19 protein-coding genes are annotated in these 21,357 nt (G+C 37.7%); 4 read left to right on the plus strand and 15 right to left on the minus strand.

Features of this window, described 5'->3' with window-relative positions:
* Positions 1-235: 235 nt before the first annotated feature.
* Positions 236-1,291 carry an AEC family transporter gene (locus CBF30_RS04525; RefSeq protein WP_126823171.1) on the plus strand — a complete coding sequence of 352 codons (1,056 nt, stop codon included), beginning with the start codon at positions 236-238 and terminating at the stop codon, positions 1,289-1,291.
* 31 nt (positions 1,292-1,322) lie between these two features.
* Positions 1,323-2,339 carry a 2-hydroxyacid dehydrogenase gene (locus tag CBF30_RS04530; protein ID WP_126823173.1) on the plus strand — a complete coding sequence of 339 codons (1,017 nt, stop codon included), beginning with the start codon at positions 1,323-1,325 and terminating at the stop codon, positions 2,337-2,339.
* Between the two features lie 45 nt (positions 2,340-2,384).
* Here CBF30_RS04530 and CBF30_RS04535 read toward each other — a convergent pair whose 3' ends face one another.
* The 11 genes from CBF30_RS04535 to CBF30_RS12135 all read right to left on the minus strand — a co-directional run bounded on the left by CBF30_RS04535 (position 2,385) and on the right by CBF30_RS12135 (position 15,643).
* Positions 2,385-3,104, minus strand: a complete 720-nt coding sequence (locus CBF30_RS04535; protein ID WP_126823175.1) for a response regulator — start codon at positions 3,102-3,104, stop codon at positions 2,385-2,387.
* Positions 3,101-4,726 (minus strand): ATP-binding protein, encoded by a 1,626-nt coding sequence (locus tag CBF30_RS04540; protein ID WP_126823177.1) that lies wholly within the window; start codon positions 4,724-4,726, stop codon positions 3,101-3,103. The genes CBF30_RS04535 and CBF30_RS04540 overlap by 4 nt, the downstream gene beginning before the upstream one ends.
* A 145-nt stretch (positions 4,727-4,871) precedes the next feature.
* On the minus strand, positions 4,872-5,624 hold the full coding sequence (locus CBF30_RS04545; RefSeq protein ID WP_126823179.1) for an NADPH-dependent oxidoreductase: 753 nt from the start codon (positions 5,622-5,624) through the stop codon (positions 4,872-4,874).
* A 72-nt stretch (positions 5,625-5,696) separates the two neighbouring features.
* Positions 5,697-7,139 carry a PTS transporter subunit EIIC gene (locus CBF30_RS04550; RefSeq protein ID WP_126823181.1) on the minus strand — a complete coding sequence of 481 codons (1,443 nt, stop codon included), beginning with the start codon at positions 7,137-7,139 and terminating at the stop codon, positions 5,697-5,699.
* Positions 7,140-7,160: 21 nt separating this feature from the next.
* Positions 7,161-7,991 (minus strand): histidine phosphatase family protein, encoded by an 831-nt coding sequence (locus CBF30_RS04555; RefSeq protein WP_126823183.1) that lies wholly within the window; start codon positions 7,989-7,991, stop codon positions 7,161-7,163.
* Between the two features lie 157 nt (positions 7,992-8,148).
* Positions 8,149-9,321: a molecular chaperone DnaJ gene (dnaJ, locus tag CBF30_RS04560; protein WP_126823185.1), complete on the minus strand. Its 1,173-nt coding sequence runs from the start codon at positions 9,319-9,321 to the stop codon at positions 8,149-8,151.
* A gap of 170 nt (positions 9,322-9,491) precedes the next feature.
* The gene (gene dnaK, locus CBF30_RS04565; protein WP_126823187.1) at positions 9,492-11,327 is read right to left on the minus strand and encodes a molecular chaperone DnaK; all 1,836 of its coding nucleotides are present in this window, start codon (positions 11,325-11,327) and stop codon (positions 9,492-9,494) included.
* A 54-nt stretch (positions 11,328-11,381) separates the two neighbouring features.
* A complete protein-coding gene (grpE, locus tag CBF30_RS04570) occupies positions 11,382-11,939 on the minus strand; it encodes a nucleotide exchange factor GrpE (protein WP_245975004.1) in 558 nt (185 codons plus the stop codon).
* Positions 11,940-11,979: 40 nt separating this feature from the next.
* A complete protein-coding gene (gene hrcA, locus CBF30_RS04575) occupies positions 11,980-13,017 on the minus strand; it encodes a heat-inducible transcriptional repressor HrcA (RefSeq protein ID WP_126823189.1) in 1,038 nt (345 codons plus the stop codon).
* Between the two features lie 167 nt (positions 13,018-13,184).
* Positions 13,185-14,468 (minus strand): hydroxymethylglutaryl-CoA reductase, degradative, encoded by a 1,284-nt coding sequence (locus CBF30_RS12130; RefSeq protein ID WP_126823191.1) that lies wholly within the window; start codon positions 14,466-14,468, stop codon positions 13,185-13,187.
* Between the two features lie 11 nt (positions 14,469-14,479).
* Positions 14,480-15,643, minus strand: a complete 1,164-nt coding sequence (locus CBF30_RS12135) for a thiolase family protein (RefSeq protein ID WP_126823193.1) — start codon at positions 15,641-15,643, stop codon at positions 14,480-14,482.
* Positions 15,644-15,834: 191 nt separating this feature from the next.
* Here CBF30_RS12135 and CBF30_RS04590 point away from each other — a divergent pair, with 191 nt between their 5' ends.
* Positions 15,835-17,007: a hydroxymethylglutaryl-CoA synthase gene (locus CBF30_RS04590; RefSeq protein ID WP_126823196.1), complete on the plus strand. Its 1,173-nt coding sequence runs from the start codon at positions 15,835-15,837 to the stop codon at positions 17,005-17,007.
* A gap of 50 nt (positions 17,008-17,057) precedes the next feature.
* Here the strand turns inward: CBF30_RS04590 and CBF30_RS04595 are convergent, their stop codons facing one another.
* A complete protein-coding gene (locus tag CBF30_RS04595) occupies positions 17,058-18,245 on the minus strand; it encodes an NADH-dependent flavin oxidoreductase (protein ID WP_126823198.1) in 1,188 nt (395 codons plus the stop codon).
* Between the two features lie 151 nt (positions 18,246-18,396).
* Between CBF30_RS04595 and CBF30_RS04600 the strand changes: the two genes are divergently transcribed.
* Positions 18,397-18,771, plus strand: coding sequence for a winged helix-turn-helix transcriptional regulator (locus tag CBF30_RS04600; protein WP_126823200.1), 375 nt, complete (start codon positions 18,397-18,399; stop codon positions 18,769-18,771).
* Between the two features lie 27 nt (positions 18,772-18,798).
* On the opposite strand, the gene CBF30_RS04605 is transcribed toward CBF30_RS04600, so the two are convergent.
* The 3 genes from CBF30_RS04605 to CBF30_RS04615 all read right to left on the minus strand — a co-directional run bounded on the left by CBF30_RS04605 (position 18,799) and on the right by CBF30_RS04615 (position 21,350).
* Positions 18,799-19,356, minus strand: coding sequence for a hypothetical protein (locus CBF30_RS04605; RefSeq protein ID WP_126823202.1), 558 nt, complete (start codon positions 19,354-19,356; stop codon positions 18,799-18,801).
* Positions 19,357-19,433: 77 nt separating this feature from the next.
* Positions 19,434-20,198 (minus strand): endonuclease/exonuclease/phosphatase family protein, encoded by a 765-nt coding sequence (locus CBF30_RS04610; protein ID WP_126823204.1) that lies wholly within the window; start codon positions 20,196-20,198, stop codon positions 19,434-19,436.
* Between the two features lie 15 nt (positions 20,199-20,213).
* Entirely contained in the window at positions 20,214-21,350 is a 1,137-nt protein-coding gene (locus CBF30_RS04615; protein ID WP_126823206.1) for an ABC transporter ATP-binding protein, read from the minus strand.
* Positions 21,351-21,357 lie beyond the last annotated feature (7 nt).

A 21,357-nucleotide genomic window follows, 5' to 3' on the forward strand; every position in this document is an offset into this window, starting at 1 on the left:
TCTGGTAACATTCCTCATTTACTAACAAGGTCATTATAGCAAAATAAAAATAAAATGTAAACGCTTTATTTATAGAAAAACAACATTTATTTTTCCTTTTCACTTACATAAGTTTCATAAGTTTGTTTAATTACTTTTTGTTCACTTTTTCACATGATTGTCTTAATATAAACATGTCTATGAGACATGGGTATTATTTTAGTTTGTGATAAAAAAAACAATTGGAGGATATTTTATGTTAAGTATTATTCAACACACATTGACAGATATGAACATCATTAGTGCGATTACATCTACAGTCTTCATCATTCTTTTAGGCTTTTACTGTCGTAAGAAAGGGATATTTTCAGATAAGGTTGGGAAGATTCTCTCAAAAGTAGTCTTAACGGTTGCCTTACCTGCACTTGCTTTTAATTCTTTCATGCAAGATATTGATCCTGAAAAGTTAAAACAAGGGATGAATGTATTGATTTGGGGAATTATTATCTACATTATCTTAATTTTTATTTCTAAACCTTTTTTCCTAAAATATAAAGGAGATAAGCAAGATACTTTACGTGTGCTTACAATTTTTGGTTCTACTACATTTTTCGGTACACCAATCGTAAGTAGTATCTACGGTCCAATGGGCGTAATGTTTAGCTCAATTTTTAATATTGGGTATCGTATTTTCTTATATTCTTATGGGTATATCAAAATGAGTGGCTTAAAAATGGAACTCAAAAATATCAAAACAATGTTTTTAAATCCAATCGTAATTGCGACATTTGCTGGGTTAATTATCTGGCTTTGCCAAGGATATATGCCGCAAATGCATATTCCAGCAGCAGAAGGAATTGCTGCTCATAATGTAGCATTCTTACGTATTGACCAAACTGCTATTTGGTTGTTTAAACCGTTGACGTATTTAGCTGGCCTTGCTTCTCCACTTGCATGGTTGTCGATTGGTTCAACTCTTGGTGAAATCAGCTTTAAATCTGCTGCTGCTGACAAAACTTCTTGGTATTACAGCTTTGTCAAAATCATCTGTGTTCCAGCAATCAACGTTGTCTTACTTACAATCTTAACTGCGACAAACATCCTACCTGTTTCTTATGAAGCACTCGCAACAATCGTCATCATGATGGCTACACCAACTGCAACAGTTGCAGCAGCTTACGCAATTAGCTTTGACAAAGATGCGCTTCTTGCATCAAATGCCTCACTAATTTCCACAGTTTCAGCAGTTGTGATGACCCCTGTCTGGATCATTATTTTAGAAGTTATTAGTAAATCAGGTCTATTTCATTAATAGGCCACTACATAATTAGGAGGAAAATAAAATGTTTAAAATTGCTTGTTATGGTGTTCGTCCAAATGAAGTGGACTATTTCAATCGTTACAACAAATACAATTATAAATTGACATTAATTGAGGACTTATTGACTCATGAAAATGTTGAAACGGCAAAAGATCAAGATGCCGTATTATTACGTGGAAATTGTGTCGCAGATAAGCAAAATATCCAAAAGTTTGCTGAATATGGGATTCAATATGTTTTTACGCGAACTGTTGGTTTTAATCATATTGATTTAGAGGCCGCTAGTACCTATCATATGAGTGTTGCACGAGTTCCTTCGTATTCACCCAATGCAATTGCAGAGTTATCGCTAACGCTTGCCATGATGCTGCTACGCAATACTGCATATATGACAAACCGCACTTCTAAGAAAAACTTTATCGTAGATAGCCAAATGTTCAGTCGTGAAATCAGAAACTGTACTGTTGGGATCATTGGAACAGGACGGATTGGCTTAACAGAAGCAAAACTATTTAAAGGCTTAGGGGCAAATGTTTTGGGGTATGACGTCTATCAATCAGATGCTGCTAAAGAAGTCTTAACATTTAAGGAACTAGACGATTTACTTGCAGAAAGTGATATCGTCAGCATGCATGTTCCCTATTTTCCAGGACAAAACGACAAGATGATTAATGCTGATTTCATCAGCAAAATGAAAAAAAATGCCATCTTGATTAATACCGCTCGTGGCGAATTGCAAGACAACCAAGCTATTTATGATGGCGTTGTTAGTCAGCATCTTGCTGGTTTTGGGACAGATGTTTTTGCCAATGAAAAAGAGATCTTCTTTAAAAAGTATGATGAACAGCAAGAACTGCCTGATCCTACTGTTGAAAAACTAATTAGTTTATATCCAAAAGTCTTAGTTACACCACATGTTGGCTCAAACACAGATGAAGCCTTGTCCAATATGATTGAAACTAGCTTTGACAATTTTCATGATATCTTAACAACTGGAACAACAAAAAATGCCATTGAACTGCCTAAAGTTGCACAATAAAATAAAAAAAGGAGAGAAAGTGTTGTAACGCTTTCTCTCCTTTTTTTATATTTTACGAATGTATTGATATAAATTTTTCTCTTTCTCAGGGTTTATGTGGTACATAGCCAATGGTCTACCTATTTCTAAGTAAGCTAAATTTTCTTCTAAAAGCTGAATTTCCACTAAAAAACGAATATATTTTTTGGTCGAGATTCTCGATAAATTGGCCTGATGGGCCAACTGCTCATTTGAAAAATCAGAAGAAAAAGTTTGCATGGCCCGATATACTTTGGTTAGCGTAGGTCGAGAAAGTCCCTTAGGCAACTCCAATAATTCAGTGGTGTTCTTACTATCATTTTGGTTAAAATACATGTCTAACTGCTCTTGTGTATTGACAGCTGCTTGCTTTGTAGCCGCAGTAAGAGCCAGAAACCGGTCTAATGATTTTTGAAACCTTTTGTATGTAAAGGGTTTGACTAAGTAATCAATGACCCCATAATGCAAAACCTCTTGTAGAACTTCTCCATTATTGGCTGCAGTAATCAATATAATCGGAATGTTCATTTTTTCTAGCTGTAATCGCTCGAGAAACTCAAGACCCGTTTCACCAGGTAAGTAAACATCTAGCAAAATTAAGTCAACTTGACTCAACTGGATAACCTGATCGGCCTCTTTTGTCGTCCGAACATTACCAGCAATGCTTAAATCACCATGTTTCTCAACAAATTGTTGGTTTAGTGAAGCAACCATAGGGTCATCTTCAACAATTAACACTTTTTTCATGTTCTGCTCTCCTCTTGTAAAGGTAATTCAATGTAAAAGGTGGTGCCTTCTTTTTCATTTGTCTTCACTTCGATAATCCCTTGACTGCGTGTTACTAAAGTCTGTATAAGGTGCAAGCCAACCCCTCTTTTTTCTCCTTTAGTCGAAAACCCTAACGTAAATATCGCCTCACGAATGCTTGAATCAATGCCGCATCCTGTATCTGAAACTTCAATAATGATAATTGATCCTTCTTCTTCGTATTGAACAAGTAATGAAATTTCTTTCAACTTCGTATTAGCGACTGCTTCTTTGGCATTATCTAGCAAGTTGCCCAAGATTTGAATGATTTTATGAATACTGTCTGGTTCTTTTAGTACAGGTAATCTAGAAGTTTGATTGATTTCTAAATGGACTCCCTGCTCACTTGCTTCTTCTATCTTCCCAAGAAGAAACCCTGCAATTGCAGGCGTCCGGATTTTTTGTGTCATGAAGCCAATTTCAAAGTGGTAACGCTTCGTCCACTCTTGAATGAAGTGCTTTAACTCTTCGTATTTTTCAAGCTCAATTAACCCAGTGATCACATGTGTTTGATTCATAAACTCATGTGTCTGTGCACGCAATGAATCACTATATTGTGAGACACCACTGAGTTCATTGGCTAGCTTTTTCATCTCAGTTTGATCTTTAAAAGTAGCGACAGCACCATAAAGAACTTCCCCAACGTAAATTGGCGCGACACTTAAAATTACTTCAACCTCTTGAATAACTATGGATTGATTAGATAGCTCAGTATGGCTAGTTAAGACATCTGCAAATACTTGCTGATACATTGCAGTTGAAATTTTTTCTCCTGTTGTAAGTTGGTTTGTGAATGGGGAAAATGAGAACATCTCTTTCACTCGTCGATTGACTAATATGATTTCCTGATCAACTGTAATTGCAAGTAAGCCTTCACTGACTTCATTTTCAACAATTTCCTTTTCCTTTAGCTTCGCAGCAATTTCTTGTGGCTCTAAACCAAACAACACTTTCTTAATGTGGTTGGCAATAAACGTAGCAGCAAGAATCCCTAATAACAATCCTAAAATAAGACCTGGTAGAATTCTTCTTTGTGCAAGCCCGACATCTTGGTTGATGCTTTTCATTGTGAGACCTACACAAACCACTCCAATTACCTTTCCATCTTGCTTCACTGCTTTAAAGTACCGGTACCCTGCTCCTAATATACCCATTTCTTGAGAAAAATGATTTTGTTGATTTAGAGCGTGTTGAATGTCCGATGGCTTAGAAAAAGGTTTTCCAATAGCAGTCTCTTGTGGGTGAGTCAAACGAATCAACTCAGGCGTAACAACAACTACAAAGTCTACTCCGAGGGTTTGCCGAATCTCCTCAGCATAACCTTGAACGGCCTTTGAAGTCATTTGATCTTTTAAGGCATTTTTCACTATAGGATTTTGCGCAACAAGGTTGGCGATACTCAGTATTTTTTCCTTGGTATCTTGCCTCGTTTTTGCGACAACATTTTGCCGAATCATTCCCGCAGAAACAATCAATGAAACCATCACAGTAAAAAAAACTAAAACCATTACAGTCGCTTTTAAAGGCAAGGAAGTTTTCTTCCCTCTATTTTTTTTTGCCATTTTTTTCCTCTTTAACTATTATTCTTCGCTTTACTTAAATTATACCATTTTTTTGCTAGACATTCTCTTTCGCTAAAAAAAGACTAAGAAAATAGTGTCACTTTCCTAGTCAATTCTAACTGTTTCATTGAATCATTACTTAATTTTATTTTTCAATTAGTTTTTGTTCTTTTATTTGTTGTAATAGTTGAGCTCGAACCGGATTTTGATGCTTCATTCCATTAGTTACTTGATTAGTAAAGCTATCTACTCGACGATTGGCTGCTCTTAAATCATAGTATGTGGTCACTTCTTTATCATAATCTTTTAGCGTTTGAACAAGATTTTCTCTAACTGGGTATTCATTCTCACTATAAACAAATTCTTTAGGCAAACGTGGCTTCAACTGAGGTTCTTGGTTAGGGTAGCCAATCGCAATGCCCAAAACAGGAAATGTATATTTTGGCAACTTCAATAGTTCAATTAAACGAGGGGCATCATTTAATAAGCTCCCTAAGAATACTGTACCCAATGCTAAACTTTCAGCCGCGACAACAATATTTTGTGCAGCAAGAATCGCATCTGCATAACCCGCCATGAATCGATCCATATTGGAAACGACACTAGCATCTACGCCATTTTCACTTGCAATTTGTTGATTACGACTTTGATCGACAATCATCACAAATACATGTGAGGCTTGTGCTACATAAGGCTGTTTGGCAATTTCTGCAAGAGTTGCTTTTTTTTCTTCATCTGTCACCCCTATGATCGAGTACGCTTGCATAAAACTAGAAGTTGCAGTATGTTGGGCAACTTTAATTAATGTATCTACTTCATCTGAACTAAGTTTTTTATCCGTAAAACTGCGGATGCTTTTATGATTTAGTTGTTGTTTGATCGTTTCATTTTCAATCATGTTATTCTCTCCTCAACTTCGTAATTACTAATTATCATACACTTTTTTGCTTTTTTTTACAAAATAATTGTTTTAATTACTGAAGGACCTTTTTTGACGTTGCTTGCTCAATAAAAAGGTCAAAACAAAGCCGAGGATGAAGGCAACAACTGTTGCAACCAATGCTCCAATAAATCCAGTGTCTATACCTTGAGAAGGAGATAAATAACTAGGGAAAGCAAAAATACCAAGACCTCCTGATGAATAGGCTGCCGTTTTACAATACCCCAGTATCCCTCCTGCAACTGAACCAGCTACACAACTTGCATAAAATGGGTATTTAAGTGGCAAAGTCACTCCGTAAATTGCAGGTTCGGTGATTCCAAATATTCCTGAAATAAAAGCCGGGATGCTCAACGTTTTGGCTTTTTTATCTTTGGTTAAACAATAGACCGCCAAAACTGCTCCAATCTGAGCGAATGAACAGCCTAAACCTAAACTGATGACATTGTCAAAACCTTGTGTTCCTAAATTTAGTAACTTAATTGGGATTAACCCCCAATGCAAACCAAACATGACAAATATTTGCCAAAAGCCCCCCATAAACATCCCAGTTATAATTGGACTGAAATTGTATAAAGAGCTAGTAAGAGCGCCAAGAAAATCTCCCGCCCAGGTTGATATTGGACCAATCACTAAAAAAGTCAACGGAACCATCACGAGAAGGGAAAAGAAAGGAACTAAAAACATTTTCACCACATCGGGAATTATCTTTTGAAAAAATACTTCTACCTTAGCACTCACATAAGCTGAAAGAATAATTGGAATCACAGAAGACGCATAACTCATCATAATCACAGGGATTCCAAAGAATGTAATCCGGATGGGGGCTTCAATCACACTACCTTTAAACAACGTGTACAAGACCGGAAATTGCTCATTATTGGCGACAGCAAGTGGTGCGAGCCCAGTAATTGCTGGATACACCATTGCAGCAGCAATCGCCATTACAATAAAGATATTTGCTTTAAATTTTTTAGCAGCATTATACCCTAAAAATATTGGCAGCGATTGGAATAAGGCATCTCCAGTTGCCATCAGGATAATCAAAGTCCCAGAGTTTTGTTCTACCACATGAAAAGTAGTAAGTACAGCGACCAATCCCTTTATCATACCAGAAGCCGCTAACACACCTAGTGTCGGAGTAAATATTGAAGAAATCAAATCGATAAAACGATTAAATAAGCTATTTTTTTCTGTTGCCTCTTGCGCTGAATCTTTTTCTCGGTTTACATCAGTTAATTTTGCAAGTGCCTCGTATATTTTGGCAACTTGAGTTCCCACTACAACTTGATATTGACCACCACTTTGAATAACTGTTACCACGCCGTCGATGCCTTTAATTATATCCGTTTGCGCAAGCTTTTCATCATAGAGATGAAAACGCAGACGAGTCATACAATGTACCACGCTTTTAATATTTTTACTTCCACCAACCCCACTTAAAATATCCTGTGCACACTGCTGTTCATTCATCTTTCATACCTCCTTAGTTCTTTATTTTAATTTTTCACCTTTTTTTATAAAAGATAAGTCATTCACACTTTCAACTTGACACTTTCCTCTTTCTACTTTAACCATAGAAACACTTGCATTCTTTAGACCAGTATCTGGCAATCGTACATCAGGAGCAATTTTATGCAAGATAGTGGCAATGGACATACCATGAGAGACAATCAAGATATTTTTTTGCTTGTTTTTCTGTGCTTGTTTGACAATTTTTGTCAGCACTTTTTCGAGTCGACTTTCCACTTTTTCAAAGGTTTCTGCAGGAAAGGTCTGATCTTTCTTCTCGTTTTCTTGATCAAGTTCTGCCAGTGAATTTGACAACAACTGAATTGTTGAAATAAGACTATCCTGCCCCTTTTTCTCTTTAAGCTCTTCTAGTGTCATTTTTCTATTTTCGGCAGCAATGAGCCACATCTCTTCGTTCATCATTCCTTCATATGTGCCAAAATTGAACTCTCTCAAGCGGGCGTCTTGTTGCAATTTTTTAATTAAAGCTTTCTGATTTGCGTTTTTCAGTAGTCGTTTGGTGGTTTCAATTGCTCTGCCACTGTCACTTGAATAAACGGCATCAAATTTTACTTTAGTTAGCCCTCTCCCTAAACTTTTTGCTACTTCAACACCACTTGGAGTTAGTGGTGCGTCAATCCACCCTTGAGCGCGATCACTTGTGTTGAGCATGGTCTTACCATGACGAACAAAATAAAGGGTACAGCTGGGTGTCTTTTTTCGTTCCTCCTTACTTTTAGAAGCCTCTGCTACTTGCCCTATCCCTAGACAATATATCAAGCTCAACATAACAATACAGATTAATTTTTTCAATTTCTTTCCTCCTTTTTCATATAAACACCTTTTATTATAAATCACAACCTGGTTAAAAGAAAGCGTTTTCTTTAAAACTGATTAAAAAGGCATGTAACACAAGGCATTATTTGCCTGTATTACATGCTCATCATTACACGTCCAAAATGACGCTATTTTATTTCTTTTTCTTTTTACTTGAACTATTAAAAGCATCTTTTACTTTATCAAAAAATCCTTCTTCTTGCTCATCTACTCTATCGCCACCAGCTTTTGCAAATTGTCTTAGCGCTTGCTTTTGCTCTTCGTTCAAGCTTTTCGGTGTAACAACTTTCACAGTTACACGTTGGTCACCATTCGAAGAACCGTTCAGCCTTGGTGCACCCTTGCCACGCAAACGGAAAACAGTGCCTGTCTGCGTACCAGCAGGAATACGCAATTTCACTTTTCCATGAACAGTCGGAACAGATACTTCATCCCCCAAAGCTGCTTGCGCAAAATTAATAGGTAATTCATAGAAAATTTCCGCACCTTCACGTTCAAAAGTCTTGCTAGGTTCAACGTGGAAAACAACATATAAATCTCCATGTGGACCACCATTTGTTCCAGCTTCTCCTTGTCCAGAAAGACGCATCTGTTGACCGTCTTCCACACCAGCAGGAACAGTTACTTTGACTGAATGTGCTGTTTTCTTGCGCCCAGTTCCATGACAATCAGAACAAGGATCTTCAATAATTTTTCCAGTTCCGTGACAATCTGGACAAGGCTGTTGGCTCATCACACGGCCAAGTGGCGTTTGTCTTTGAACATTAATCGTTCCAGTTCCACTACATTTTGTACAAGTCTTTGCGTGTGTTCCTTTTTTAGCTCCACTACCGTCACACGTTGAGCAAGCATCTTCACGATTGTAACGTACTGTTTTTTCTGTACCAAAAACGGCTTCTTCGAATTTCAAATTTAGATTATACTGTAAATTATTTCCTTGTCTAGGAGCGTTTGGATTGTTCGAACGTCCACCGCCACCAAAAAATGACTCAAAGATATCTTCAAATCCGCCAAAGCCACCAGCTCCACCGAAGCCCTCAAAACCGCCAGCTCCACCGCCAAAACCACCAGCTCCAAAATTAGGATCTGTACTAGCATGACCATATTGATCATATGCTGCACGACGTTGCGCATCGCTTAGAACCTCGTATGCTTCTGATATTTCCTTGAATTTTGCTTCCGCATCAGGCTCTTTATTGATATCCGGATGATATTTTTTCGATAATTGACGGTATGCTTTTTTTAGCTCGGCATCCGTTGCGTTTTTGGATACACCCAAAACTTCATAATAATCTTTCTTCGCCATGGGTTTCCCTCCATCTCATTGTTTCATTCTTTACGTTTATCTCATAAATCATATCATATTCTTTCTATGAACTAAATATATTTCTTTAGTTGGACGCATATATTTAGGCTTACATCAAGGAAAAAGCCAAAAGCACAATGCTCTTGGCTCTTCTTTTAAAATGCTAGACTTTATTTTTTATCTTTTTTGTCATCGACTTCTTCAAAATCTGCATCTACAACATCATCCGAACCTTTTGCTGCTGCTTCAGGATTTTCTGCTGCTTGAGCTTGTGCTGCTTGTTCATACAATTTAACGCTTAAGTTTTGTACGATTTCATTTAATGCATCACGTTTTTCTTTCATTTGTTCGATATCATTTGCTTCAACGGCAGCTTTCAATTCGTCGCGAGCTTTTTCTGCTTTTTCAACTTCTTCTTTTTCAACTTTGCCGTCAAGTTCTTTCAATGTTTTATCAACTGTAAATAGTAAAGCATCTACGTCATTGCGTAAATCAACTTCTTCTTTACGTGCTTTATCTGCTTCGGCATTCGCTTCTGCATCTTTCACCATTTTTTCGATTTCATCGTCTGATAAACCTGAAGAAGATTTAATTGTAATTTTTTGTTCTTTTTGTGTTCCTAAATCTTTTGCACTTACATTTACAATACCATTCTTATCAATATCAAATGTTACTTCAATTTGAGGCACACCACGAGGAGCTGCAGGAATGTCTGTTAATTGGAAACGACCTAATGTTTTATTGTCTGTTGCCATAGGACGTTCTCCTTGAAGGACATGGATATCTACAGCTGGTTGGTTATCTGCTGCTGTTGAAAACACTTGTGATTTACTTGTTGGGATTGTTGTATTACGATCAATTAATTTTGTAAAGACACTTCCCATTGTTTCAATACCAAGTGATAATGGCGTAACATCTAGTAAAACAACATCTTTGACATCCCCAGTAATTACACCACCTTGAATTGCTGCACCCATTGCTACCACTTCGTCTGGGTTAACAGATTTGTTTGGTTCTTTGCCTGTTTCTTTGCGTACAGCTTCGACAACGGCAGGAATACGAGTAGAACCACCGACTAAGATTACTTCGTCAATTTCAGATTGTGCAAGTCCAGCATCTTTTAATGCTTGACGTACTGGAACTTTTGTACGCTCTACTAAATCGCTTGTAAGTTCATCAAATTTTGCACGTGTTAAGTTCAATTCTAAATGAAGCGGACCTGCTTCTCCTGCTGTAATAAATGGTAAGCTGATTTGTGTACTTGTAACTCCTGAAAGGTCTTTTTTGGCTTTTTCTGCTGCATCTTTCAAACGTTGTAACGCCATTTTATCATTAGATAAATCAATGCCGTTTTCTTTTTTGAATTCTGCAACTAAGTGATCCATGATTTTATTATCAAAATCATCCCCACCTAAATGGTTGTCACCAGAAGTTGAAAGTACATCGAATACTCCATCGCCAAGTTCAAGGATTGATACGTCAAATGTACCACCACCAAGGTCAAATACTAAAACTTTTTCATCTTTATCTGTTTTGTCTAAACCATATGCAAGTGCTGCTGCTGTTGGTTCATTGACAATACGTTCTACTTCTAATCCAGCAATTTTACCAGCATCTTTTGTGGCTTGACGTTCTGCATCGTTAAAGTAAGCAGGAACTGTAATGACTGCTTTTTCAACTTTTTCACCTAAGTAGTCTTCTGCAAAACCTTTTAAATATTGAAGAATCATTGCAGAAACTTCTTGCGGTGTATATGATTTTCCTTCCACGTCTACTTTGTATCCAGCTTCGCCCATATGACGTTTGATTGATGCAATTGTATTTGGATTAGTCACTGCTTGACGTTTTGCTACTTCCCCTACTTGAATTTCTCCATTTTTAAATGATACAACAGAGGGTGTTGTGCGATTTCCTTCTGGATTGGCAATAATTTTTGCTTCTCCGCCTTCTAATACAGCAACTGCTGAGTTTGTTGTTCCTAAGTCGATTCCAATAATTTTACTCATCAATATTTCCTTCTTTCTATTTTGTTTGCGTTTGTTTTTCATTGTAATTTATATTTACTGCGCCACAACCACCATCGTTGGTCGTAACACACGGTCATGCAATTTATACCCCTTTTGCAACACTTGAATAATTTCTTCTGATTTTTGGTCATCCGTTGCAGGTAGCGATTGAACTGCTTGATGAAGATTCGGATCAAAAGTTTCTCCAAGAGACGGGATTTCTTCGATTCCTGCTTGTTTTAACGCATGGTTTAGACTTTCAAGAACCATTTCAATTCCTTTTTTAAGACTTGAGCCTTGATCATCTGTGACCTCCGTTTGAAGAGCTCTTTCTAAGTTGTCAATAGCCGGCAACAATTCTTTTGCCAAATCTTGTGCGCGGTACTTAGCCGCATCTTCACGCTCTTTTTGAAAACGGCTACGCATATTTGCAATCTCTGCTTGGGCTCTTAAAAACTTATCTTCTGCCTCTTCTAATTTTTCATTTAGAAGTTCTAGTTCACTTGGTTCATTTTCCTTTGGTTCTTCTTGCTCTGTCGATTCAACTTTTTCTTCCAAAACTTCTTCGGTTGTTTCCTCTGAAGCTTTTTCTTGCATCTTTTCTTTTTTCACTTATCTTCTTCCTTTCTCATCTGGTAAAAACGATTCTCTTTTAAAAAGAGTCTAATGAACGATAGTAATCATCTAGCTGTGTAGAAAGCTCCAAACGAAATGCATCTACCAAACCAACGATTTTACTGTAGGACATATTTGCTGGACCTAATAGCGCAATCGTCCCTTTGCCATGATCTGTCACGGTATAAGTCGCTGTAATCAAGCTCATGTTATGTAATAAATCATTTCCAAGCTCTGTGCCTATCCGTACATTTAATTCATGGCTAGCTGTGCCAATTAAGCTTTGAAGAGAATCTTTATTGTTGATAACAGAGTAAACAGATTTAAATTCATTTAAATTGTTTAACACATCGAAATCTAATAAATTCATCTCTCCACTTACAAAAACCCGATCTTCAAATGCCTTACCAAAAGCGTGATCAAATAACTCCATGATCCCACTTGGTGTTTGAAAGTATTTGTGTAAAATCATCGGAATCTCTGTTCTCAACTTGTGATACACACTCACAAGCGGTTGTCCAACTAACTTGTCATTAATTAGACGAATCATTTTTTCCATATCTTCACTAGAAATTGATTGAGGAATAGAGAAAACTTGACTTTCTACATTGCCTTTATCAGTCACAATAATTGCAATAACTTGATGGTCATTCAGCGGAACCATCCGAAAGCCTGTGAGGCGCCTTTCTTTTACCTCTGGACCTAATGAAAAAGCCGTATAGCTGGTCAGCTCTGATAAAATATTCGCGGACTGCTCAATGATGTCATTGATTGCATGAAATTCTTTTCCAAACGATTGCCTTATCATCACTCTTTCATTAGGACTTACAGTTACTGGTTTTAGTAAGTGGTCTACATAAAATCTATAGCCTTTCATCGAAGGAACTCTTCCAGAAGAAGAATGCGTTTTTTGCAGTAATCCATGTTCTTCAAGCGTCATCATATCATTACGAATCGTTGCAGAACTTGCTTTGATACCTGCATTCATCAATGTCTTGGAACCTACTGGGATACCAGTATCCGTATAAAGCTGAATGATGAGGGATAAAACACTTAGTTGTCTTTGCGTTAACATGTACTCACCTCATTTTTAGCACTCATATTATTCAAGTGCTAATACAATTATTACTATATCAGCTATAAAAAAAATTGTCAACAATTAGCACTCATTTTTATTGAGTGCTAACATAGTTTTTTTTAAAGCTTGAAGAAATCCTTGATGTAGGTCTCTTCAAGCTCTTTCTAACTATTTTTACTTTTTCTTAACTCCGCTAAAAGTGTTTCAGCCAGCGCTTGATTCATTTGTTTGGCTTGATTCATTTGTTTTACAAGTATAGGGACCTCTACTTCAGTCGCACCTACAGCCGCTGCAAGCGTTTTGGCATGTAAAGACATGTGTCCTTTTTGAATTCCTTCAGAGACAAGTGCTCTCAGTGCCGCTAAGTTTTGAGCAAGTCCCACACAAACCATGACTTTAGCCAAAGAAATAGCCTCTTTACTACGACTTATCGTTTGGGCAAAGGTAACTTGTGGCAGTATGCTTGTTGCTCCCCCAACTGTAGCAACTGGTAAAGGGAGGGTTAGCTCCCCGATTAAGTCCCCTGCCTCATCCATCGTCCATTTTGTTAAGGAAGCATACTTGCCCCCACGACTCGCATATGCATGGCATCCCGCTTCAATCGCCCGAACATCATTACCTGTAGCTAGCGCAACAGCATCAATCCCGTTCATAATGCCTTTATTATGTGTCGTGGCACGGTAAATATCTAAGTTGGCATAGTTCGTTGCTTCGACAATTTTTTGAGCAACTACTTTTCCATCAAAATTCGAGCCACGTGCTAAATCACGTGCTTTTACTTTGCATCTAGCCTGGACTAATGAATGATCTGCGTAATTACTTAAAATCTTCATCAAAATTTCTTCAGGAAACTTTTGATTGAGATAACTCGCCATGCCTTCTAAGATTGAATTTACGATATTGGCCCCCATCGCATCTTTGACATCTACCAACACTTCAATGGTAACAAATGCTTCCCCTGCTTCATTTTCAACTTGTTTAAAGTAAACTTCTTGTACGCCACCACCACGTTTGACAATAGAAGGATAGCTTTTTGCAGCGACGGAAAAAAGAGTCGTCTTTTCTTTGGCTAATTGTGCTATTAATTGTGACGCATTTTTGATTGCTCTGAAAACAATTTGGCCAATCATCACGCGTTCACTACTCTTTGTCTGAAAACCACCTGAGTTTTGAATCAACTTTGCACCATAGCTGGACGCAGCAATCACAGAGGGCTCCTCGGTTGCCATTGGAACTAGCCTTTGCTCACCATCAATCACAAAGTTAAAAGCTAAACCCAGTGGCAAGTGAATTTGACTGACTTGATTTTCAATTAAATGATCTGCAAACTCATCACTAAGAGGCGCGTTCTCTTTTAACAACTGATATTCTTCGACTGTAATCAATGCTTGCTCTAGTAAAAAGTCAAGGCGTTCTTTTCTAGTCTTTTCATAAAATTTTTTTGTCATGCTCTTCCTCCCTAGCGTTTAATCATCAAGGCTACACCGAGTCCACCACCAATACAAAGTGAAGCAACCCCGCATTGCTTATTTTCTTGCTCCAGCTCGTGAACTAGCGAAACAAGGATTCTTGCACCGGATGCTCCGATTGGATGCCCCAAAGCAATCGCACCACCGTGAATGTTAATCTTTTCTTCAGGTATCGCCAAATGCTCTCTCACTGCAAGCGATTGAGAGGCAAAGGCCTCATTGATTTCAAAAAGATCCACCTCTTCTAGCGAAATGCCCGATTTTTTACTCAACGTTTTAATCGCTGCGTAGGGAGAATAGCCCATCATCATTGGATCAAGTCCCACTTCTGAATGTTCACCCAAAACTGCTAAATACGGAATTTGATTCGTCTCCGCATACTTCTTTGACATCAACACAATCGCTGCTGCCCCATCATTAATAGAAGAAGCATTGCCAGCTGTAACTGTACCGTTTTCTTTAAAAATCGTACGCAGTGAGGCTAGCTTTTCAAGGGAGGTATTCGCTCGGATGCTCTCATCTTGCTCTAGATAACTGGTGCCATCCAAAATAACGGGAACAATCTCGTCCTCAAACTTTCCATTCCTCTGTGCCTCAATTGCACGTTTTTGCGACTTAAAAGCAAAGGCATCTTGAGCTTCTCTAGTGATATTGAACTTTTCAGAAACAACTTCTGCTGTGACCCCCATTGGTACATCATAAAAAGCATCATGCAAGCCATCATGAAACATACTATCAATTGGCTCTGGTGCTTCATCCTCTGGGTTCGTTTTTTTAATTAGGTACGGAGCCTGTGACATGTTCTCTGTCCCGCCCACAACAACGACTTGTGCTTCACCTAACTGGATGCTCTGTTTGCCTAAAATCACTGATTTTAACCCCGATCCACACACTTCATTGATCGTCATGGCCGGTGTTTCATAGGGAATCCCTGATTTTAATGCGATCTGTCGTGCAACATTTTGTCCTAATCCCGCCGACAAAACATTCCCGAATATTACTTGCTGTACTAGTTCAGGCGCAATGTTCCCTTTTTTTAATGCTCCCTGAACAGCTATTTTCCCTAACTCAGTAGCAGAAACATCTTTCAAACTCCCTTTATATTTCCCAATCGGTGTCCGTGCGACACTCACGATTACCACACTTTCTAACATGATTTCTCTTTCCTTTCTAACAAGCTCCAAGGCTTTCCTTCATCATGAATTAATTTAACATATTTGAGAGAATATCCCTAGAAAAAAAACAGATTTCCCGATTTTTTTAAAAGAATCTATAAATTCTTTATTTAGTACTAGCCTTTTGTTCCTTTATGTCTGTATAATATTTAAGGAAAGAGGTGGAGTTAATGACCGTAGGAATTGATAAATTATCTTTTTATGTTCCGAAATATTTTGTTGATTTGACTAAACTAGCAAAGAAAAGAAATGTTGATCCAAACAAATATACAATTGGCATTGGGCAAGAAAAAATGAGTGTTCTGCCAATCTATGAAGACATCGTCACAATGGGAGCAAATGCCGCAAGAAAGATACTAACAAAAGAAGACAAAGAAACCATCGATATGGTGATTGTTGGAACTGAATCTGGTATTGATTTCTCAAAAGCAAGTGCGGTTTCGATTCATCATTTACTCGAAATACAACCTTTTGCTCGCTGTTTTGAAATTAAAGAAGCATGTTACGGTGCAACAGCTGCCATTACCATGGCCCAAACTTATGTGGCAACACATCCTAATCGAAAAGTCTTGGTGATTGCATCAGATGTCGCACGTTATGGTTTAAATACCGCAGGCGAACCCACTCAAGGAGCAGGAGCGGTAGCACTTTTAATTACTAGTGAGCCGAGAATTCTTGCTTTTAACAATGATAATGTGTTCCACACGAAAGATATTATGGATTTTTGGCGTCCAACTTATAGCGAAAACGCCATGGTGGATGGACACCTTTCCAATCAAGCCTATATTGATTCATTTCAAACCGTTTTCCATAAATATTGTCAGACCTATCAAAAAAACTTAAATGATTTTGACGCTATGTGCTTTCACATTCCTTATACCAAAATGGGCAAAAAAGCGCTCCAAACAGTCTTGGATACGACCGACGTCCAGACACAAACTAAATTGTTGACCCGCTACGAGTCAAGTATCTTATATAGTAAGCAAGTGGGCAATATGTATACTGGTTCTTTATATCTTGGGTTTATTTCTTTGTTGGAAAACAGCCAGGAGCTTACCGACGGAAAAACTGTTGCGTTATTTAGCTATGGATCAGGCGCTGTAGCTGAAATGTTTAGTGGTCAACTCCAAAAAGGCTTCAAACAACAGCTGGCTACTCGTCAGCACGCAGAGATGTTTCATCAAAGACAAGAGTTATCCGTTACGGAGTACGAAGAGGTCTTCATGCAAAAAATTGAACCTGGAACTGACTGGTATTTTGACTCGCTAAACATAGAAAAACCTAATCATTTCTATTTAAACTCGATTGTGAAACATGCTCGCTCTTATAGTATTTCAGAGTAATAAAAAACTTCCCCTCATCCGCGGGGAAGTTTTTTATTTGTCTACCTACTTTAAATCTTCTTTTCAAAGCCTTCCATAGGTGCCACTTGATTTTGATAGTTTTCGACTAGCGTTTTATCCGTTGTAAAGTGCATCACGCTATTAAAAGCCGTATTTAGATAAGTTTGCATCACACTCGGAATTTTTAACTCATTCATATCTAATGGACTTATGCTTGTTCGAATACTTTTTTCATCGTCAGCCATTACTTTTTCTACCCATTTAGGTTCTCTAAGTAATTCTCTGCCGATTGCGACTAAATCTGCTCCACTATTTAAAACATCCTCTGCATCATGCGGAAGTTCGACTGATCCAACTCCGATTAAAGGAATTTCCCCATTTAGCTTTTCAGCAAATTGTTTTAAAATTGGGACTTTGTTCGTAGAATCATTCAAAGAAGTCCGTTTATAGCTACCAATTGAGAGATGAAGATAATCAATTTCACCTTTTATCTGTTTGGCAAATTCTAACGAATCTTCTAAGCGAATCCCTGGAGTTTCAATCTCTTCTGGAGAAATTCTGTAGCCAATTAAGAAATCTGGACGCGCATATTTTTCAACTGTTTGATTAACCTCTTTTAAAACTTCTAAGGCAAATTTCATCCGTTTTTCTCTGGAACCCCCCCAAGAATCTGAACGTTGATTGGAATTCTCTGAGTAAAATTGTTGCAAAAGATACGTATTTGCACCGTGTAGCTCAATACCATCAAACCCTGCTAAAATCGCTCTTTTGGTTGCTTGCCCAAAATCCAAAATAATTTTTTTAATTTCTGTCTCTGAAAGCTCATGAGGGACTTCAGAATCTTTTGGATAAATTGCCGCTATGGGACTTGCACTGACCGGTTGTGTCCCTCTTAATATTTTAGAATTGGATTTTCTTCCAGCGTGAAAAATTTGCAAAATTCCTTTTGCACCATCTTTTTTGATTGTTGTGGCTAATTGTTTTAATCCTGGTAACATTTCATCATTTGCAACTGAAAGTTCTCCTTCAAATCCTTTACCTTCCTCTGATACATTGGCGACTGCCGTGATAATCATGCCCGGACCACCTGCCCTAGCAGCATAATACTCTAGCTCATCTTGTGTGATCATGCCGTTATAAAAACTCGCCATAGTCGTCATAGGCGACATGACTATTTTATTTTTTAAGACCAGATTTTTTTTAAATTGAAAAGGATCTAAAAACTGATAATTTTTCATAAATTGTCAACCTCCGCTAATTTTTTTTCAAGAGTTTTTCTCTTATATATGCTATTATAAAAATATTCATCACTTCATGTAAGTCCGCACTTTAAAGTGCTATAGATACCAAAAAGTACCTAAACTTAAACTGTTAGGAAAGGAAGCAACTATGAAAAAAATTTACCATATGGGAATTGAGGCAACAATTGAAGTAATTGGCGGAAAATGGAAACCAATCATCTTATGTAACTTAGGAGAGAAAAGTATGCGCTCTGGTGAATTAAAGAAAAGAATGCCCGAAGTTTCTCAAAAAGTCCTCACAGAGCAGCTAAGAGAATTAGAAGCAGATGGTATTATTTCTCGAACAATCTTCAATCAAGTGCCTCCCAAAGTCGTCTACTCTTTAACAGATGAGGGAAAATCATTGCGAACTATTTTAGTTGAAATGTCCATTTGGGGTGAAAACTACATTCACGATAAACAGCAAAAAGGGGAATCATTCGAACTAATCAATAAAGAATATAATGGTTTTCTTAAGATGTAAGCACAAAAAAACGAAAGCTAGGAGTTCCTATGCTTTCGTTTCTTTGTGTGCTTCTTCAACCCATTCCCTAAATGCTGAAAACATCACCGACTGGTCAAAACTAATTTGTCCTGCATAATCACCGGCATTTTCTACCGCTAATGTTTCAACATAGGTCACATTGTTTGAACGATCCGTGAATGAATACATCGCTTGCACTTCTGTTGGGGTGCTTAGCTCCACTTGTTGAAGCGTAAACTTGCCAATCTCACCAACTTCTTTTGTTTCAGGATGGTAACTAAGTACTTGAATGGTTTGTGCTTGTTTATCCCCAATCAAAATATAAGAAAAATGCGTTAATGTTGTAACTTTCCGCTCTTTTTCTTCAGCAAAATGACCATTTACAATCAGTTTTCTTTCAAGATTTGGTTGGATTTTTTTAGCAAGAGCCTGAATTTGCTTAAAATCCGGATGAGAGAGCTCTTTCTTTTTTTCTCCTTGTCCTACTTCTTGTTTCACTTTTTTGGTTGAGTAGAAAAAATACAAACTAATTAAAATTATCGCAGCTGCAATTGTTAACCAAAGCAACTCATCACCTTCTTTCATAAAAATAAAACACCTTTATACTATTTAGTATAAGGGTGTTTTGCCTTGAATTGCAATTTGTCTGCTTACAACTTATCTTAAAGCATGATTATTGCTTGGATTGGGAAATGATCTGACAACTGAAAATCATTTGAACTCCAGGTAAGGACTTTTGTTAAAAGCGGCTGTATTCCTTGATTGACAAAGATATAATCAATGGCTTCTCGCTCACTTGATTGAAAATAATCATGGAAAGTAAAATAATCCTCTTTGAAGTCTGAAAGATTGTCAGGCCAAAGTAAAGACAGTTCTTTTTGTAGTATTGTGATTGTTTCTTCTTTAGGTTCTGCATTTAAATCCCCCACAAATACAACAGGACAATCAAAATGCTGTACTTTATCAACAATTTTTTCTGCTGATTTGCTTCTAGCAAGCAGACTCTCATGATCAAAATGACTATTGATAAACATCAGCTCTTTTTGACTCTTTTTTTCTTTAAAATTTGCCGTCGTCATAATCCTTAAATAACTTGCGTCCCAACTTTTATTGGGCTGACTTTCAACTTCCGCAAGCCACATCGTCTTTGTTTCAAGTAGTTCGAACCTGCTTTTTTTGTAAAAAATCGGATTGTATTCCCCATGCTCAGGCGAATTTTCTCGACTAATCCCACAAAAAGAATACTCGGGTAACCCCGCCACCAAATCTTTTAGCTGAGGTGGGGTAACTTCCTGTAGCCCCACTATATCCCAGCCCTTGTGCTTGATGAATTCTATCACTTGTTGCGCACGATACTTCCACTGCTTTTCGTGATCATCTGGTGTGTCACAACGAATATTAAATGTCGCAACCTTTAACTCAACCATGCTTTTTCCCCCGCTCTAAACAGCCTCTTTGGCAATTTTTTGCGGAACAGTAATCGTTTGGCGCGTATCTTTATCAAAGAAATGAGCTTTGTTAATATTAAAAGCTAATGCTACTTTTTCACCTGGAGCATGAAAATCACGAGCATCTACTTTTGAAATAAACTCGCTATCCCCAATTTTTGAATACAACATGGACTCTGCTCCCAGTAATTCTGATACCACAACTTCTGAGTGAACCGTTGCATCGGCATACGTATCGAGCATGATTTGCTCTGCATGAATATCTTCTGGACGAATTCCGAAGATTAGCTCTTTTCCTTCGTATCCTTTTTCTTTAAGCAACTTATATTTTCCTTCTGTCAATTTAAGTTGTAACCCTGTTTCTTTGTTGTAAATCACGCCATTTTCTAATTGGACATCAAAGAAATTCATCGCAGGCGAACCAATAAAGCTGGCCACAAATTCATTAATAGGATGATTATAGACTTCTTTGGGTGAGCCAATTTGTTGGATGACCCCATCTTTCATAATGACAATTCTATCTGCCATCGTCATAGCCTCGGTTTGGTCATGTGTCACGTAAATACTCGTCGTTTTTAATTGTGCATGCAATTTGGCAATCTCTGCTCGCATGGCTACTCTAAGCTTTGCATCCAAATTAGAAAGCGGTTCATCCATCAAAAAGACTTTGGCGTCACGTACAATAGCACGTCCAAGCGCTACACGTTGGCGTTGTCCTCCTGAAAGAGCAGCTGGCTTTCTTTGCAAGTATTCAGTCAACCCTAAAATATCTGCTGCGTGTTCGACTCTTTCTTTAATTTCTGCTTTGTCGTACTTACGTAATTTAAGACCAAAAGCCATATTGTCATAAACCGACATATGAGGATAAAGAGCATAGTTTTGGAAAACCATGGCAATGTCACGATCTTTTGGTGCTACTTCATTCATGACTTTCTCCCCAATTGTTAATGTTCCTTCTGAAATATCTTCAAGTCCGGCAATCATTCTTAGCGTTGTCGATTTTCCACATCCAGATGGGCCAACGAATACGATAAATTCTCGGTCCTCAATTGCTAGATTAAAATCAGTCACAGAATAACTTTCTGCGTTATCATATTTCTTATAAATGTGGTCAAGTTTAATTTGAACCATCTTACTT

The organism is Vagococcus entomophilus (assembly GCF_003987595.1).
Lineage (GTDB): Bacteria > Bacillota > Bacilli > Lactobacillales > Vagococcaceae > Vagococcus_E > Vagococcus_E entomophilus.